Raw genomic sequence first — 18,132 nt, 5'->3', positions numbered from 1 at the left:
TGTTGTTAATTAAAACTGAATGTTTATACCTAAACCCACTTCACGGCGACGCGGGTATTTTCCGTTGTCAAAACCAGGTTGCAAAGCATTGCTTGTGGTAAATTCCGGATCGTACCAGCTGTAATTGGTCCAGGTAGCCAGATTATTTCCATACACATATAAATTAAATGTATTGGCACCGATCTTTTTGATCAATTTGGTTGGGATGTTATAGGTTAACTTAGCACTCGCCAATCTGATGAACGATCCATCTTCAAGGTAAAGACTGTTTGTACCATTGGCGATAGAGCCATAGGTATCTTTAACAGAACCGCTCATGTTTGGATAGGTGGCTACATCACCCGGTTTTTGCCATGAGCCATAGATGGCCGCAACGGTTGGCGGGGTGTAGTTTGACGATTCGGTATTTAAACCGTTAGCAATAGAGTTGTAAACCTTACCGCCAAAAGATGCATTAAATGTTACGTTAAGTGTAAAGCGTTTATAAGTAAAAAAGTTGGTAATACCCCAATATGTTTTAGGTATAGCATTACCTAAAACCTGGCGGTCACTTTCGTCTATCGCGCCATCATTATTAATATCCTGCCAAATGGTGCTGCCACCATTTAAAATTTTACCATTCCGTTTCATTTGACGGATTGCACCTGTATAAGATGATCCATCGGCATTAGTATATCCTGTTGCTGCTGTACCTGCTGCGTTTACACCAACTGGTATTAAACGGTTACCTGCGGCATCATAAGCATTTGAAACATCGTACTGATAAACACCCATATTATTCAACAGATAAAAATCACCGATGTGCCCGCCCTCTTTAATAAGGTAAGATCCGTTGATAGATGTAGCTGTTGGAACCAAATAAGTGATCAAAGCTGCATTCTGGAAAGTAACATTACCATTAATGTTCCATGAGAAATTTTTAGTTGTAACTGGAGTTGCGTTCACTGTTAACTCAAAACCTTGATTCTGAATATTACCTAAATTTATCGCTCCGGATTTAACACCGGTTTCTTCTGGTAAAATCTGAGTTGATAATAAACCATTGGTCTTTTTGAAGTAATACTCCGGGGTTACGGTTAATTTTCCGTTAAACAGGGTCAGGTCTAAACCCAGATTTTGAGTTGTAGTTTCTTCCCAGTGTAAAGTTGGATTACCCAATTTAGGGCTCACGTACACGCCATTGTTTCCAAAATAAGTTCCGCTATTATTGGAGTTATCACCCACCCCAAAATTTAACAACACAGAGTAAAGAAAATCATTCTTTAAGTTATCATTCCCTAAAACCCCTATGCTATAACGTAATTTGGCATCATCCAAAAACTTTTTAGACCAGGCCATAAAAGGCTCTGCCGAAAAGCGCCAGGCAAAACCAGCGGCTCCAAAATTACCAAACTGGTTTTCGGGGCCAAACCTTGACGAGCCATCCCGGCGGTAAGTTCCATTAACAATATACTTGTCTTTATAACCGTATTGTGCCCGTGCAAAAACAGATTCGGTTGCATAATAGCTGTTCACATAGGTATTTATACCAGTAGCAACTAAATCTGCTACGCTAGATACACGTACGCTTTCACTTAAGTAATTTTGTAAAGCGATGTTAAAACCGCCATCCTTGTGGTGGTCACGGCTGTAACCTAATACGGCCGATATACTATGATCTTTACCAAACTTTTTATTGTAGTTAAAATAAGTTTGAATTTCGTACGAAAACTTGTTATCTGTATTGCTCGAACCACTATTTGGGCCTAACGCTCCTGATGTGATAGATAGTGGTATAAATTGCTCTGTACCGGTGTTATCCATACGCGCATTGAATGATGCCGTAAAGCGCAGGTCTTTAAATATGTTATAATTGGCTGCGATGTTGTCCTGGATAATATAATTTGTCGGTACGTTTTCACCGATCAACGCGAAAGCTACTGGGTTTCTTTTCGATTCCACATAACCAGCTAACGAACCATCCGGGCGGTATAGTGATACCCATGGGTTACGTTGGAAAACCGTACTCGCCGTGTTACCAACATCAACCTTGTTACCGGTAACATAACCGAAAGATATTTTATTGGTAATTTTGAATTTCTCTGTTGCCTGGTAATCTACATTGAATTGGGTGTTAAAGCTTTTAGCGTAACTGTTGATAATGATAGAACGATCGTCAAAGTAGTTTAATCCTAAATAATACAATAAGCCTTTTTGGCCACCGCTGATATTTAAGTTAAGATTATCCTTGTTTCCTGTTCTGTATAACAAGTCCTGGTAATCATTATCCTTGTTATCAAAAGTACTAACCGAATCGGGGTTAACCGCGGCACCTGTACCCGCCCCACCATTTAATACACGGCGGTAGTAAGTCAGATCTTTAGCTGATGTTGTTTGCAGTTTATGTGCAAGCTTGCCAAACAGGTGATAATAGTTAGCGGTAATTCTGGCTTTACCTTCTTTACCGCCTTTGGTTGTGATGATGATAACGCCGTTAGCACCACGCACGCCATAAATAGCAGCCGATGCCGCATCCTTTAAAACCTCAATGTTCAATATATCCTGAGGGTTCAAAAAGCTGGCATCATCATTTAACACACCATCAATAACATACAAGGGGTTATTACCCGCGCTCAGTGTTGATGCACCACGCACCTGTATCGTTCCTTGCGAGAAGGGATCACCACCATCGGTAACAACCTGCGCACCCGATATCTGGCCTTCTAACGCATCGGCAAGACTGGTTGGCTGGCGCTCTTGTATTTGTTTAGCGCTAACACTTCCGATAGATCCTACCAGGTCGCTCTTTTTTACGGTTTGGCCATAACCGGTAACTACAACTTCCGATAAGCTTGAAGATGCATCACTTAATGTGGTATTAATTACTTTACGCTCGCCCACAAGCTCTTCTTTATTAGAAAAGCCTATGTAACTATAAACAAGCACACTCTTTTTATCCGGAACGTTAATTGAATAAGCTCCGTTAACATCAGTAACCGCGGCAAGTGCAGTTCCTTTCACTTTAACTGTAACGCCAATCAGTTTCTCTCCTTTTGGATCAGAAACTGTACCTGTAACTTTAATTGTGCTTGTTTGCGCGTATAGGTTTGTGTTAGCGCAAATTACCATCAATAAAACAGGCACCATAAAGGCCACCTTTTTTAGTTGTGGTAATAATTGTTTACAGGAATTTGAAATTTGAGTAATAGTTTTCCTCATATCAATTTTTAATTAGTAACATTTTAACTTAGGTTTTAAATTTTGGTTAATAATTTATGTTGGGTATAGGTCAAATAATATATTTAACAAACACCAAATAATAATCAATAACCTCTACGGCGAAGAGCGTTTTTTTGTCATGATGTATCTGATTTTAGTAAATTGGTGAGGTAAATTTAAGGTAGATTTTTTGGGATATGCAAGCCCCAAAAAGCCTGTTTAAGCGCTTTTTTTCGATTGCGATTTTTAGTTATACGCTTTAAACACAATTGCCAATAATACTCTCAATACAGTTTAAAAACGCAATGTTTTTACTATCCGGGATTATAGCGAATGATAGTTTATACGCTTTGATAGCAATAAAAAAAGAGCGTTTTTTTTGAAACTTTTTTCACTGAAAACTGTGGGGTTTTTAAAGTTTGAGAAGTTGGCCAATTTTGAGGCTCATTACACGAAGTACTCTATTATAAAGATTATTTATTCGGGTATAAATAAATTGATAGGCCGCCTAAAAAATGCGGCCAATAAACAGCAGAAAAACAATTCGGAATATAAAATAGTAAATGATAAATACGGATCACTAAGCCATTTTGTCTTATCATTAAATATTTAAGCACAGAATATACCAGACAAGTCTATTCGTAAACTCAAAAAGGAAATTGGAAGGTATTTATCTAGTTATTATCGAATAATTGATGCTGATTTAAAGGATATCAGGCTTGCACTATTCCAACACAAGCTTACTCCAACCTTCTTCCCCGGCGTTCTTAAGCTCGCGTTTACGTTCCCCTAATACCTTTTTAATCTTATTCCCATACGACCAGCAGGTGCTTTGTCGTATCAATAATATCTCGGATAATTTATTGGATGAGATGCTCCCTTTTGATGAATAGATCAAAAAAAGCATATAGAAGCTCTTGTTGATGGGTAATTTGGTATTCGAGAAAATAGTATTCGCTATAACAGATTCCTCGTACCTGCATTTGGTGCACCTGCGGCTATAAGGCAAATGGCCCGATAGATAATTGGTATTGCCACATTTTCGGCAACTATATCCATTGGTCCATTTCAATTCCGAAAGGTATTTAAAGCAAGCTTCCCTGTCGGGATATATCTTACTAAACTCCTCAAAATCAACACCTTTATTCATTACCCTATCACGGGTAACCTTCTCAATATCAACATGCAGGTTTTGATTGTCAATTTCCAACAGAACATTCATCCTGGATATACTTTCGGCCTGCTCCTGCAATAAAATATTCATCGAGAACAACTCTTCGTTCTGCTTCTCTATCACAATAGCCTTTTCAACAACTTCCTTAGTACGCTGCTCTACCAGCGAGCTTAACTCTTTGTTGAGCTTGTTATTAAGGTCCTCGTTAATTTGCAGCTGCTGTATCATCCGCTTCTGCACGCTATCCTTACGCTTACGTAAATGCCGTATACTATCGCCAATTGCGAAGGAAACCAGTATCATCTCAATAACAAAACAAAAGCTTAAACTGTAGTGCGTAATAGCGTTATAAGGCAACCAGCTCACGTTAAAAAACAACAACACTTTAACCACAAAACCTATCACTAAAAAAGTATAACCGATTACAAAGAATCTGGCTGGCCGGAAACCGCCTTTGTAGACATAAATACCGGCAAAATACGCAACCACCAAAGGCCCAAACTCAATTATCTTATAAATAAACAACTGCCGATCGAACAAGCAAAGCACAAAAAACATGCACCGCAGTATAATAATGCCTATAATTAGCTTATACAGTTTAGGGGCCTTTGTTTTGAGGTAAAGGAAATTGATGGTGAACAGCAATCCAAAAATTGTACTGCAAAATAATGCCACTCCAAACGCGTATTGGTTTAACAAGGGCTCATTGGGCCAGATATACTGGAACGCGATACCATCAACACACATCTCGTAAAAACCGATACTGAGGTTATAAAGCACATAATATAAGTATCGTTTTTGCTGTATAGCAAAATACATCATCAGGTTATACAAACTGAATATGATGATCATTCCATAAAACAATCCAAAAATGAGGTACTCATATAAAGCGTACTCAATAAACCGGTGAATATCACGCAATACAATAATCACGTTAATGCCTTGTGCCGATGACAAATGCACGTAATAAGTATCAACCGCATTGGAGTTATTGGGCAGGTCTATCGTGAAGTTTTTATGCTTGTATTCCCTTTCGGCGAATTTGTATTTATTCCCAAAAAAATACTGTTTATAGTTGTGATTGCTGTCGGGAATAAATAGGTGAATATCATTGATCGTTTGATCAAAAAACTCCAGCATCCAATGCACCTTTGATGTTTTGGAGTGCTTTATTTTAAACTTAAACCAATAAGCCGATGTAGTATTGTAGTATTTAGGCGTATACGTTTTGCTTGGTTTAAACATCGCGTTGATATCCGGCTTCTGCACATCTGTTAGGGATAGCTTATTGCCCGGATCTTCCAGATACTCAATTTCGCCGTAAGATAAAATATGATGTGGTACATTATCATCAATATTAACCGCATTTTGAGCTTGCGAGCTATGGCAGGCAATAATGAGTGTAAGAGTTATCAAAAAAGCCTGAATAGGGCCATTCACAAAAAATCTCTTAAAAACGGTCAGTATTAACATTGTAATTATATTTTCATTATCCTTTACCGAACAATAAGCGTAGCACCGTAAAATCAGGTACAATAAGCATTTAACCAGATTATATCAGGTTACATAATTTCCACTAAACCGATCAATAAAACTGGTTTATATTTCCATCAGAACACATTGGCCAGATAGAATTTATTATTGGTTTATACTTAAATACTCTGCAATAAGTTGCATTTTACAACCTGCATTATTCCTCACTTAGGGCGGTTACAGCCTGTAAAAACCAAGCGGCATGCGGTAGCCATGTTCCGTCCACCGCCACTCATTTCCTTCGGTTTTAGGCTTTATATCGTGGCTTGACCGATTGCGCCCTGTTACCCCAGCAAACACCAATTAAAGCAAGTATCGAGGCTATCTTCTTGATGATGCTTACCAGATATAAGTTGCCGCCGAACCAGCCTTTAGCTCCGTTGTAGCTGTTTTACCCTTATAAAATATGTTGAAGCTTTGCGCCGATGTCCCCGTATTGGTAACGATCAGCACATTTTTACCATCAGGCAATTTAAAAGCCACATTAGGCAGATCATCCAATGTATTGGTTGCGATCCGCACCGAACCAGGTCTCACAAATTTAGAGGCATGTGCCATGGCATAATAAGCCACACTGCGTTTAATATCATCTTTAGCCACTGTAACCGCGCCCTCGCACATCGGGCAACCGCCCCTATCCGTATATGGCTGGTTTTGCGGGTCGGCAGCTAAGTTCCACTCTAATACATTCCTGCACCAGTTACGTGTGGCTCCAATAAACAAACGCGAAACCGGGTTAGCTATCTTAAACTGCGAAGTATCCTTCCCATCAATCACCATCTGCTCAGTAAAATACAGGTTCTTATCGGGATGAGCCTCATGTACTTTGGTTAAAGTCTCTATCTCCCCCCGATATAAATGGAATGCCGAGCCATCAATATACTTCTTCGCTTCCGGGTCGTTTAAAACCATTATCGGATAATCCGGCCTGTCGGCATTATGATCATAAATAATGATCTTGGTTTTAATGCCTGCCGCCTTAAAAGTCGGGCCCAAATTATTCTTAACAAATAAGGTTTGCTCTGGCGCATCCATATACAAACTTGGGTTATTACCCGGGTGCAAAGGTTCATTCTGCACCGTAATGGCATCAATAGTTATACCGTTAGCTTTCATCGCCTTAATATACTTCACAAAGTAATCGGCATAAGCCTGGTAATATTCCGGCTTTAAACTGCCGCCACGGGTATCGCCATTAGTTTTCATCCACACCGGTGCCGACCATGGCGAACCCAAGATCTTTATCTTCGGATTAAGAGCCAAAATCTCCCTCATCAGTGGAATAACATCCTGCTTATCAGGCCCCAGATCAAACTTTTCCAGTTTAACATCCGTTTGCCCTACGGGCATATCATCATACGAAAACACATGATCATTCAGATCCGAAGCCCCAATGCTTAACCGCAGATAGCTTACGCCAATATTATTACCATTTGTGGCAAATAACTCCTTCAGTAAAGCCGCTCTCGCAGGCGCACTCATACGGATAATATGCTGAGCGCTTCCACCTGTTAAAGCAAAACCAAAGCCATCAATAGTTTGGTAGGTAACTGTTTCGTCAACCGTAATATCAGGATATTTACCATCGGCTTTCTTAAACTGAAGCAACTGCTTCTGATGCGCAAACAATGCCGATTTATCCGCATTGGTTAGCCAAACATTCACCTGCGCATACGTGCTCTGGCAAGCTACAGCGATAAGCACACCGGCTAAAAACCTAAATTTCATACTATTGTATAATTAATGTACTCATAGAATGTGGCAACGCCGTAGCTGCTGCCGCTTTACCTTGTATGCACAGGTTATAACTCAGCTTATCATCAGAGCTATTCATCACAATAACTGCTAACTGACCTTTTGAGTTAATAAAAGCAGTAGTTAACAGCTTGTCGCGATTTGATGATGCCACGATCCGCTTATCACCCGGGCGAACAAACTTTGAAAAATGCCCCAAATAATAGTAAATGTTAGTGTAGATCAATTTCCCGGTACGGGTATCCGCCACAATTGGCGAAAAGCAGTAATTACCCACATGGTTTGGGCCGCCCTGCTCATCTAAAAGGATGTTCCAGTCTGTCCAGCCAACAGTTCCGTTATTAAAATCATGAATCAATGATTGTCCGTATTTTTCACCAAGCGCCCAATCATTTAAACGGTTGAAATCGAATTTTTCTATACATCCTTCGGTAAACAAAAGGTTTTTATCCGGGAAAGACTCATGCACACTCCTTACGTTATCAAACTGCATACTGCTACCGGTCCAGGTTTCGTACCAGTGGTAGCCAACACCCCAAACGTATTTAGCGGCCTCTTTATCTTCCAAAATTGTACTGGCACGCTGATAAACCTGGTCGCGGTTATGATCCCACACAATCAGTTTCTTATCGGCCATGCCTTCTTTGTGCAACGTAGGGCCTAAAAAGTTCTTTACGAAGTCTCGCTCCTCCTCAGCCGTAAACATACACGATTCCCATTTTTGCTTGGCCATCGGCTCGTTCTGCACCGTGATACCCCAAACCGGGATACCTTGTTTTTGATATTCACGGATAAATTTCACATAAAAATTGGCCCAGCTTTGGTCGTATTCCTTTTTCAATTTACCACCGTGCAGCACATCATTATTATCCTTCATCCAGGCCGGAGGGCTCCAGGGCGATGCGAATAAGGTTAACTTACCACCAGCAGCAGCGATAGCCTGTTTAATAAATGGAATACGGTATTTCAGATCATGACTGATGTTAAACGTTTTCAAGCTCACATCCTTATCAGCTACATAACTATAAATATCGCTCGAAAAATCACAGCTCTGAATATTGGTGCGGCCCAATGTGTAACCTATTCCCTTTTGGGGATCATAATAAGCCGTCATAAACTCCTGCTGCTCTGCTTTAGGCAGCTTGTAAAATGTTTCTGCAGATGCATCCGTTAACGCCCCTCCGATCCCCAAAATGGTTTGGAAGGTTTTATTGGCATCAACAAAAATGCACACCTCGGTTTCTAAGGGCTGTTTCTTATCAACAAAGTTAAGCGTTTCAGTTTTTGCCAAACGATCATCAGATGCCTTTGCAGTAGTGTAAACCTGTACTGTTTTGTTACTGACAGAAAATGGCTTCGGTAGCGCTTTCTTGTTCTGCGCCTGTACAGATTGTGCAAGCACACCCGCAAAACACAAGGTGATAATAGCAGAATAGTTTATGTTCATTGTATGAATTTATTTTTTTAAAAATCTAATTTTTTATCCAGATCAGCGGGTGGCGTACAGGTAAATTGCGTATCACCTCAGCATTATCTGGTATATGGTTTAATGCTTTCCAGGTTTTTAGCCAATCCATATTACTATAAGCCAAAGCACCAAACACCAGCGATGGCTGCGCCACAGGCCACTCCTCCCAATACATTACATCATGCGGAAAAGGCCAGGTATTTTTATCTTTCAGGTAAGGATATAAAAATGCGATACCCTTTTTGATAGAATGCCCATCAAGGGTTTCAAACGTAAAAAGGTTATCCGCAGGTGTACTTAGTATCTGGCAAATAGTAGTCATGGCATCCAGATCAAATATCGAATAACCATAAGGTTTGGTGCGTTTCAACTCCAGCGGAAAACCGCCATCAGCAGCCATTTGGCTCGGTAGTAAAAGTTGTTTATATCTATCCTTACAAAAATCAATCAGTTTTTGGTTTCCGGTAAATTTGGCAAAACAAGCCACCTGCATTACCCAGCAGGTACCGTGGTTGTTTTTAGCGTTCATCTCGTCTACGCCGTATTTGTGGGTACTAACCCAGGTCAAATAATTGGCAAACCAAGCTTTAGTACCATCCAATGTTTTTTTGCTTAACGCCGATGAGCCCTGCATGGCCTCAACTCCCTGCACAACTTCCATCAATTGTATGGCGTCAATAACGCCAATACCCCGGCCCGTTGCCACTCCCTTAATAGCTTGCGAATATTGCAGATTAGGGTTCATTAATGTTTCAGAGTCAATAAACCAGGCGTTCAAATGCTTCGCGGCCTGCTCTACATATTTTTTATCGCCCGTCAATTTATAAGCCGAACCCAATGCTCCTATAATCCTGCTGAAGCGGATCATGGCCAACCTGTGCGCCACAAAGTTCTGCGGATTGGTCATCCCATCACGCTGCACATAAGGGCTATCCGGACTTTTAGGATTAGGCCACCAGTAATCACCTTCCGAATAAAAATCGTGTTTACCCCCTGCGCTGCGGCTGCAACTTTCAGCAGTAACTGTAACTGGTTTTTGTTTAAGCGCCCATGCGGCTTCTTTAAGCGCAATAGGGCGTAGCGTTTCAATAATATGTTTGTTAATTTGCTGTGCATCAACTTTACAGCTCAATATCAAACCGAAACTTAATATCAATAATTTAAAATATGATCCTTTTGCCTTCATCTTATAGATTTAAAAATACCGTTGGTATACCCGGCGATTGTACCCCGGCTACGCTTTTACCATTATTTTTTTTGATGCTGATGATGGCTCGACCATTATAAGCCTGCAACTTGCGCGATCCGCGCGTGGTACCCAGGTCATCCAGTAAAGTACCATCCCCCGTTAACGAAAAGTTTACCCAGTTCGCGGCATCCACACATAAGATACCTTTGCTGTCTGTTAACGTTACTTGTATGGTTACAGTACCATTTTTATCAGCTATTTTTTCCAGTACCATTTTAGCGGGCTTGCCCCATTTAGCGGTTTGGTAAATTTGTGTGATGGTATCGGTAACCATAACTTTTCCTTTATGCGCCTTTAACAGGATCTCATTTTTACCAGCAATAAACGATACCATCCAATGCAAACCAGCAGCAGGGAAATCCTGACTGTTACGTTTTTTCACACCATAGCTTTTGCCATTCACAAACAGTTCGGCCTCGTCACAGTTAGAGTAAGCCTTAACCATTTTCAATTCACCATCGTCACCCCATCTAACCGGCCAGTTATGCCCATATATATGCGCCGTTGGCTTAGCAGACCAGTAAGATTGGAAAACATAATAAGCCTCTTTCTTAGTAAAATCACGCTCTACCACACCTTTCTGGTTCATATAAGGTAGTGGGTTATCAAAACGTATCGGGGTAGAAAAATCTTTAAACGTCCAGAATGCGGAGCCTGTTAACCAGGGCATATTTTCCTGCTCCTTCAAATGCCAGTCGAACAGGTTAACGATATTACTTTCGCTCCAATCGCCATCCTTCAATAGCTTTACCGAATTTTTTATCATTGCCGTATCAACACCTATTCCCGGTTTCATAGCCCCGGCTATTGCCTTATCGGGGATCTCTGAATGCCGCCCTGCATGGCTGTCACCGCCCCACTCCGCGTGAAACAGGTGCTTAACCTTCTTAAATTCCGTTTCCGAAAACTTAACATATTCCGGGTAAGAGCCTTTGTACCAGCCCGCCCAGATAGATGGCGAATAAACATCCACAATGTCCTTACAAAAATCGCATCGGCGAATGGTTGTTTTGCGCGATGGATCAAGCCTGTGCGCCAGATCATTCTGCTCACTCATAAACGCCCTGATCTTTGCTTTATCAAACTCAGGGAAATCACCATCCCAATCATTCTCATTACCCAAACCCCATAATATAATAGCCGGGTGGTTATAATGTTGCTCAATCATATTGGTCATCATGCGGCGGGCCTGGTTCTTGTACACATCGCCACCCAAACCACCACGGCACCAGGGCTCTTCTTCCCAAACAAATATGCCCAGGCTATCGCACAAGTTCAATATGATGCGCGATTGCTGGTAGTGCCCTAAACGGATAAAGTTTGCACCCATATCTTTAATGAGTTGCATTTCCTGGTTCATCATAGTATCCGTCATGGCGGCGGCTACGCCTGCATGGTCTTCATGCCGGTGTGTACCACGCAGCAACAAGCGTTTTCCATTCAAATAAAACGGACCGTTATCGGCAAACAAAAAGTCCCGAAAACCTACCTTTTCTTTTTGGGTAACCGTTTGTCCGTTAGCAGTAGCGGTCAATTCAACCGTATACAAATAAGGATCATTTGGTGACCATAAATTCGGTTTATTAACACTCACCTTCCCTATCGGATAAGCTTTACCATCTTCGGGGTTAGAGGCCGTATAACTTTCAGTAACAATTACTTTTCCCGATGCATCGGATATTTTCACCGTACCACTAACCTGCGCCACATGCTCAGGATTATAAAACATCGATCTGATATCAATACTCCCCGTTTTGTAAGGTTTTTCAACCGAAGCACTCGCCAGCACATTACCAATAGCAACCTGTGGCTGATAAACCAAATTCAGGTAACGGTAAATCCCCCCGTAAATATTAAAATCTGATAATTGCGATGGGATACTCTCCGCATTACGTGAGTTATCGCAGCGGATCTCGACAGGTATTTTCCCTTTAAATTGTTTGGTAAAAGCAGGATTCTTTTTAAAATCTTCTATGGCCTGGGTTAGGTCAACAAACCATTCATCGTAACCGCCAACATGGCTTCCCACCTTAGTGGTATAAACATAAACGTCGGTTTTTTGCCCCGCGCCTTCAAAATGTAGTATGGTATGCCCGTTTTTGTACGGATTATTGATACTTAACTGAGTACGATACCAACCCGGGCCCTGGTAATAGTTTACATCCGGATCAACAGCATCGCGTGCGTTAAAGCAATGCGGCAGGTTTACTTTGGTCCATAAAGGATAAAGTTCGGGGCCGTCTTTAATCACTATTGGCCTCACTGTTTCCCAGGTGCTGCCTACATCCTGTTTTAAAAACTCCCAGTTGTTATTGAGTCTTATTTTTTGCTGGGCGCTTGCCGCGATACTGATAAACGAAACAATTACCGCGATAAAATATCTATTCACTCTCATTAGTTTAACATCCATAATTTAGGTTGGGGATACATTTCGAAAACTTTTTGCAAATCAAGATCAGCATACTTGCCCGATGCCATATTGCAGATGTAGAGCATCTCGTTGTAATTGATCGGTTCAATTTGTTTATGCGTCCACTCCTTTTGTTTTAGCACATAGGGCAACATCCAGGCGATGCATTTTTTAATGCTTTTGCCATCTTTAGTTTCGGTATGCCAAAGATCAATCCCCAGCTTATCTGCCATAATGCTCAACCTTGCCCATGCTTCCAAATTAAAGCTGGAGTAGCCAAATGATTTTGTACGAGCCAATTCCAATGGTTGCTGGCCATCCACCGTAAATTGTTTTTCAAAACGCGGGATGCTCGTTTTCTGTATCACATCATGGGCCAATTTGGTATTGCCAGTAAACAACGCAAAGGTGGCCAACTGCAAATCATAATTGGTGCCGTGGTTGTTTAATTCTTTATGTTCAGCCGTTCCGTTCTTGCTGGTTTGCAACCATTCCACATACTCGGCAAACCATTTTTTGATGCCTGTTTTAAGCTCATCACTTAAACCTTTGCTACCTTGCAGCATAGCAACAGCATCGGGTATAACAGCCAGGTTACGGGTTTCAATAATGCCTATCCCACGTCCATCATTAATTCCCGGAATATATTGCCCGTAATTTAAATTTGGGTTCATTCGTGTTGCCGCATCTGTAAACCAGGTTTTTAATAAACCCGCCGCCTTTTGAGCATATTGCTCTTTACCAGTAAAGTAATATGCAGCGCTTAAGGTTTTAACAACATCACACATTTTAACCATCTGGCTATTATCGTGTATCAATTTAAGCTCGGGGTTGCGTTCACCATCACGCCTGATGTACGGTTTACCATCGGGTTTTGATGGATCGGGCCACCAGTATGGGGCCTGGCTCACATAATCATGCATATCGCCGCTTGGGGCAATTTTGGCTTTTTGCAATGTTACCGAAAAGGGCCCTGCTGTAAGGTCTTGATCTGCTTCGGCAGATAGTTGTACCACTTCTTTGCTAACGGTAGCATCACCGTTTTGATATTGTTTTTTAAGAACCGATAATTTGCTCTCATCCTGCAATATAAAGCCATTGTTTTTGCTTTGCGCGAAAACAAAGCTGCCCAAACAGCTCAAAATAATAACGAACAGATTCTTTTTAGAAGATAATTGTTTGATCATAATGTCCTTTAAATACAAGATGCTGATACGGATATATTGTAAGGGGAAAGCGTAAAAGCAGGTTTGTTTACATTGGTTAATGTAAATATAGGGGATATAAATTCAAAAAATCAAAAAAGCTTTTTCACAATTTGCTGATTTATAATTGTTTACATTACATTTTATACGCTTTAATCGCACTAATTTCGCACATAAAACATTGATTATTAGTCGGCTTAACATTTACCTTCTAATTTGCTATACGATATAATATAAATTGCTCGAATGCGAGAATAACTGAACATTATGCTAATTTGAAATAAGGGTTACATGCAGCAGCACCTGGATTTATTAAAACTGGTTATGTGGTTCACTTTTCATTAATTAATTTAGAGCGCTCATATTTGATAATTTAATTCATATTTGTAATCGATTACGAAATTGATCACATCCACATTAATTTATGAGCATACCAAATAAAATTGCAATTGTTACCGGCGGAGCTTCCGGCTTAGGTTTAGCTATAACCAAAAAATTTGTTCAAAGCGGTATTCAAACCATTATTATAGGCCGCAATGAGGAAAATCTGGCCAATGTTGCCGACGAATTAGGCAGCCTGTGCCATTACAAAGTATGCGATCTGAGCAATATTACAGCAGTACCTGCATTGGTAGCAGAGATCACCGCTGAATATCCCCAAATTGATATACTGGTTAACAATGCGGGCATCAACCTCAAAAAACATTTTGTTGATGTAACTGACGAAGAGTTTCAGCGAATAGTTCAAACCAATATGAATGCTGTTTTTGCAATCAGTCGTGAAGTAACAAAGGGTATGCTGGCAACCGGCGCTGGCTGTATCATCAACATCAGTTCAATGGCTGCACAATATGGTATACCTTATGTAATAGCTTATACCGCGGCTAAAACCGGCATTGAGGGTATGACAAAGGCTATGGCTGTTGAGCTATCCCCGCGCGGCATCCGTGTAAACTGTGTTGCCCCTGGTTTTATCAAAACAAACATGTCGGCAAAAGCGTTGGATAGTGATCCCGAAAGAAAACAAAAAGTAATGTCGCGTACGCCAATGGGCCACTTAGGCGAACCTGCTGATATTGCCGAAGCAGTTTACTTTTTATCATCAGATGCGGCAAAGTACATTACCGGGGTTGTGTTGCCTGTAGATGGCGGTAACTCTATCGGGTTTTAATTTTCTAAATTCTTAAAATTCCCTAATAAAGCCGGATGTTAAGCATCCGGCTTTATACTCAGCCATGTTTACCTTAAGAGGTTGCCATGCCAATCCATTACCAGGCATTATTTAGCAAATTTAACTGTAATACTGGTTACCATTTTTATACAGCGAGCCGGCTTCTTTTCATCCTGAACTATGATACGGAAACCGCCATCGCCCATGGGTAAAGGCTGGCCATCAATTTCGCTGGCTAATATAATTTGCCTGTCGGTAAAATCTTTGTCCAATTCGGCTAAGGCAAAAATAACCTGGTAACCATCGCTGGCTTCTACCGTTATGTACTTGGTTAGGTTTTCGCCTTTTAGCTCTTTACCCATAGTTACACCGGCTTTTTGCAGTATGGTGGCTAACAGCACACCAGTATAGGTATGATCTTTCCCATCACGATCTTTACGGGTAACTTTGGTTTGTTCAAGCTGCTTTAAATCACTCAATTTCAGTTCAATCGGTGTAATAACCTCACCTTTAACTTTTACCGATGGCTGTTGCATGGTAGCCTGCGCATTAGTAAAAGCAGGATTTAATAGAAACGCAAAAATTGCTGTGAGTAAGGCCAAATGTAATCTTTTCATAAATATTTAATGTTTAGATTTTGATATCATTTTGCGCGGGTCGGAAAAACGCGGATCGTTAATAAAAGTGCTATCTGTAAGCATATTTAAAAACGCGATGATCTGTTTTTTTTCCTGCGGAAGCAGTTTCAGCGTCTTCCCTCCCACCTCGTTTGACTCTCCCCGTATAAATGTACTTAATGATGCAGACTCTTTTATATGATCACTGTAATGATCAACAACCTCTGCCAGTGTTTTAAAACGGCCATCGTGCATATACGGGGCCGTAAGTGCAATATTGCGCAAGGTAGGTACTTTAAAACGTGCCTTATCCGATGCTAATCCGGTAATATCCTGTATCCCATTATCTATTGGCACACTATCCAATCCATTATTATGGAATAACTCGTTGTAAGTTTTAACGCCACCGTGGCATTGGCCACAATTAGCACCGCGTATGCCTTTATCCGGTTGTGGCGACCGCTCAAATAGTTCTATCCCTTTCAGTTCGTCTGTTGTGGGTTGGTATGCTTTGCGCAGATACTGATCGTAGCGGGAGTTTGCCGATATCAGTGTGCGCTCAAACTGTGCTATGGCCTTAACGATCCTATTCCCGTTAATAGTTTCATCGCCATAAACTGCTTTAAACAAAACCGGGTATTCTGTAACATCACTTAGTTTTTTTGCAGATGTGGATAACGATTGTCCCATCTCGTGCGGATTGGTTAATGGTATAACCGCTTGCTCTTCCAAACCGGTCACACGGCCGTCCCAAAAAAACTTACGTGTCCAAAGCAAATTAGCTAACGACATGGAATTACGGGTAGTAGGTACAAAATCAACACCTAAACTAAAATCACGGTCATCGCTAAAAGCTTTCTCCTGTTTGTGGCAGCTTGCGCAGGATAGTTTATTGGTTGCAGATAGGCGGGTTTCGTAAAACAACATCCGGCCTAAATAAACTCCTTGCTGCGTTGTAGGGTTATCTTCGGGAATGTTAATGCGGTTACCAAAATTAGCAGGATAAACCAGCTGATAAGGCCCTTGTGGGATAGAACCGTAATAACTCCAGGCTGATAGCATGATGACAGACAATAGCAGCACACTTATACCAATCCTACCCATGTATCTTTTTAGCCTGCTGTCCATTTATTTTGTGATATAAAATTAGCTGTTCTACAGCAGTGTAGCAAAAATATGCCCATCTTTAATTAAGTAGTTGACATACAGTTGTCAATCTACGTTTGTTTATTTGTATATGAAGTTAACCGATATAGCCAGCATGCGCCTTGTTAATCAACAAATAACAAGGGCAAAATTCGCGCATCCAAAAGATGTGATGAGCTATATGTGTGCCATACAAGCACAGGATTATGATATGAGTAAATGGGCTATAGGCGCGCGCATGTCAAAATCAACTATCGGCATGGTGAATGATGCTTTAGATAATGGCGACATCATTCGCACCCATGTATTGCGCCCAACATGGCATCTTGTTTCACGCGAGGATATTTACTGGATATTGCAACTTACAGCGCCACAGGTACGGGCAGCCATGAAATCAAACGATAAACGCCTCGAAATTACAGAAGAATTATTCAGCAAAAGTAACAGGTTGATTGAGAAAGCGCTCACCGGCAACAAACACCTCACGCGTGAAGAGTTAATGGCTCATTTTAAGCAGGCAGGTATCATCACCAACGAAAACCGCGCCTCCCATTTTTTAATGCGGGCCGAAACTGAGGGTATTATATGCAGTGGTAAGCGATCAGGCAGCCATCAAACTTATACGCTTTTACCAGAATTGATAATTAAGCCTGCGGAGTTAACTAAAGACGAATGCCTGGCCAAACTGGCTCAAACCTATTTCGCCAGCCGCTCTCCTGCTACTTTAAAAGATTTCATCTGGTGGTCTGGCCTATCAACCACCGCGGCTCGCCATGCGTTGGAGATGGTAAAAAACAATTTCATAGCCGAAACCATTAACAAACAAGAATATTGGTTAAGCAATGATTTTACCATACCTGTTACATTGAAAGCATCTGTAAACTTACTACCCGCCTTTGATGAATACCTGATAGCTTACGCTGATCGCAGCGCGGTTATCCATCCCAGCCATCAACCGCATGCTTTTACCAATAATGGCATATTTAAGCCGGTAATTATTATAAACGGACAAGCAAAAGGAATTTGGAAACGAACCGTAAAGAATAATACCGTAAGCATTGAAACCAATTTCTTTGGTAAACCGGCAAAACTATTACAGCCTAAAATTAGCAAGGCAGCAAAAGAATACGCTCATTTTTTAGGTAAAACACTGGTTTAAAATGTATACTTGTAACAACAAGCTATCTGTTAGTGTCTTAACTACAA

11 protein-coding genes are annotated in these 18,132 nt (G+C 41.0%); 2 read left to right on the top strand and 9 right to left on the bottom strand.

What is annotated here, in order from left to right:
- Positions 1–9: 9 nt before the first annotated feature.
- The 7 genes from ABIN91_RS15620 to ABIN91_RS15590 form a co-directional block, all read right to left on the bottom strand.
- A complete protein-coding gene (locus ABIN91_RS15620) occupies positions 10–3,198 on the bottom strand; it encodes a TonB-dependent receptor (RefSeq protein ID WP_348052157.1) in 3,189 nt (1,062 codons plus the stop codon).
- Positions 3,199–3,922: 724 nt separating this feature from the next.
- Entirely contained in the window at positions 3,923–5,845 is a 1,923-nt protein-coding gene (locus tag ABIN91_RS15615; protein ID WP_348052156.1) for a 7TM diverse intracellular signaling domain-containing protein, read from the bottom strand.
- Between the two features lie 399 nt (positions 5,846–6,244).
- Positions 6,245–7,633 (bottom strand): glycoside hydrolase family 30 beta sandwich domain-containing protein, encoded by a 1,389-nt coding sequence (locus ABIN91_RS15610; protein ID WP_348052155.1) that lies wholly within the window; start codon positions 7,631–7,633, stop codon positions 6,245–6,247.
- 1 nt (position 7,634) lies between these two features.
- Entirely contained in the window at positions 7,635–9,107 is a 1,473-nt protein-coding gene (locus ABIN91_RS15605; protein WP_348052154.1) for a glycoside hydrolase family 30 protein, read from the bottom strand.
- Positions 9,108–9,132: 25 nt separating this feature from the next.
- Positions 9,133–10,314 (bottom strand): alginate lyase family protein, encoded by a 1,182-nt coding sequence (locus tag ABIN91_RS15600; protein ID WP_348052153.1) that lies wholly within the window; start codon positions 10,312–10,314, stop codon positions 9,133–9,135.
- 1 nt (position 10,315) lies between these two features.
- On the bottom strand, positions 10,316–12,766 hold the full coding sequence (locus ABIN91_RS15595) for a glycoside hydrolase family 2 TIM barrel-domain containing protein (RefSeq protein ID WP_348052152.1): 2,451 nt from the start codon (positions 12,764–12,766) through the stop codon (positions 10,316–10,318).
- A gap of 5 nt (positions 12,767–12,771) precedes the next feature.
- Positions 12,772–13,974: an alginate lyase family protein gene (locus tag ABIN91_RS15590; protein WP_348052151.1), complete on the bottom strand. Its 1,203-nt coding sequence runs from the start codon at positions 13,972–13,974 to the stop codon at positions 12,772–12,774.
- Positions 13,975–14,416: 442 nt separating this feature from the next.
- On the opposite strand from ABIN91_RS15590, the gene ABIN91_RS15585 reads away from it, so the two are divergent.
- Positions 14,417–15,163: an SDR family oxidoreductase gene (locus ABIN91_RS15585; protein WP_348052150.1), complete on the top strand. Its 747-nt coding sequence runs from the start codon at positions 14,417–14,419 to the stop codon at positions 15,161–15,163.
- Between the two features lie 107 nt (positions 15,164–15,270).
- On the opposite strand, the gene ABIN91_RS15580 is transcribed toward ABIN91_RS15585, so the two are convergent.
- Both ABIN91_RS15580 and ABIN91_RS15575 read right to left on the bottom strand, forming a co-directional pair.
- Complete coding sequence (locus tag ABIN91_RS15580; protein ID WP_348052149.1) at positions 15,271–15,780, bottom strand: molybdopterin-dependent oxidoreductase; 510 nt, start codon at positions 15,778–15,780, stop codon at positions 15,271–15,273.
- A gap of 6 nt (positions 15,781–15,786) precedes the next feature.
- Positions 15,787–16,908, bottom strand: coding sequence for a cytochrome c peroxidase (locus tag ABIN91_RS15575; RefSeq protein WP_348052148.1), 1,122 nt, complete (start codon positions 16,906–16,908; stop codon positions 15,787–15,789).
- A 109-nt stretch (positions 16,909–17,017) separates the two neighbouring features.
- On the opposite strand from ABIN91_RS15575, the gene ABIN91_RS15570 reads away from it, so the two are divergent.
- A complete protein-coding gene (locus ABIN91_RS15570; protein ID WP_348052147.1) occupies positions 17,018–18,085 on the top strand; it encodes a winged helix DNA-binding domain-containing protein in 1,068 nt (355 codons plus the stop codon).
- Positions 18,086–18,132 lie beyond the last annotated feature (47 nt).

It is taken from the genome of Mucilaginibacter sp. (assembly GCF_039921305.1).
Classification (GTDB): domain Bacteria; phylum Bacteroidota; class Bacteroidia; order Sphingobacteriales; family Sphingobacteriaceae; genus Mucilaginibacter.
This window is presented reverse-complemented; position numbering and strand designations above follow the sequence as displayed.

Coding starts and splice junctions, on each gene's coding strand:
- ABIN91_RS15620 (WP_348052157.1), bottom strand. CDS start 3,198: ATGAGGAAAACTATTACTCAAATTTCAAATTCCTGTAAACAATTATTA.
- ABIN91_RS15615 (WP_348052156.1), bottom strand. CDS start 5,845: ATGTTAATACTGACCGTTTTTAAGAGATTTTTTGTGAATGGCCCTATT.
- ABIN91_RS15610 (WP_348052155.1), bottom strand. CDS start 7,633: ATGAAATTTAGGTTTTTAGCCGGTGTGCTTATCGCTGTAGCTTGCCAG.
- ABIN91_RS15605 (WP_348052154.1), bottom strand. CDS start 9,107: ATGAACATAAACTATTCTGCTATTATCACCTTGTGTTTTGCGGGTGTG.
- ABIN91_RS15600 (WP_348052153.1), bottom strand. CDS start 10,314: ATGAAGGCAAAAGGATCATATTTTAAATTATTGATATTAAGTTTCGGT.
- ABIN91_RS15590 (WP_348052151.1), bottom strand. CDS start 13,974: ATGATCAAACAATTATCTTCTAAAAAGAATCTGTTCGTTATTATTTTG.
- ABIN91_RS15585 (WP_348052150.1), top strand. CDS start 14,417: ATGAGCATACCAAATAAAATTGCAATTGTTACCGGCGGAGCTTCCGGC.
- ABIN91_RS15580 (WP_348052149.1), bottom strand. CDS start 15,780: ATGAAAAGATTACATTTGGCCTTACTCACAGCAATTTTTGCGTTTCTA.
- ABIN91_RS15575 (WP_348052148.1), bottom strand. CDS start 16,908: ATGGACAGCAGGCTAAAAAGATACATGGGTAGGATTGGTATAAGTGTG.
- ABIN91_RS15570 (WP_348052147.1), top strand. CDS start 17,018: ATGAAGTTAACCGATATAGCCAGCATGCGCCTTGTTAATCAACAAATA.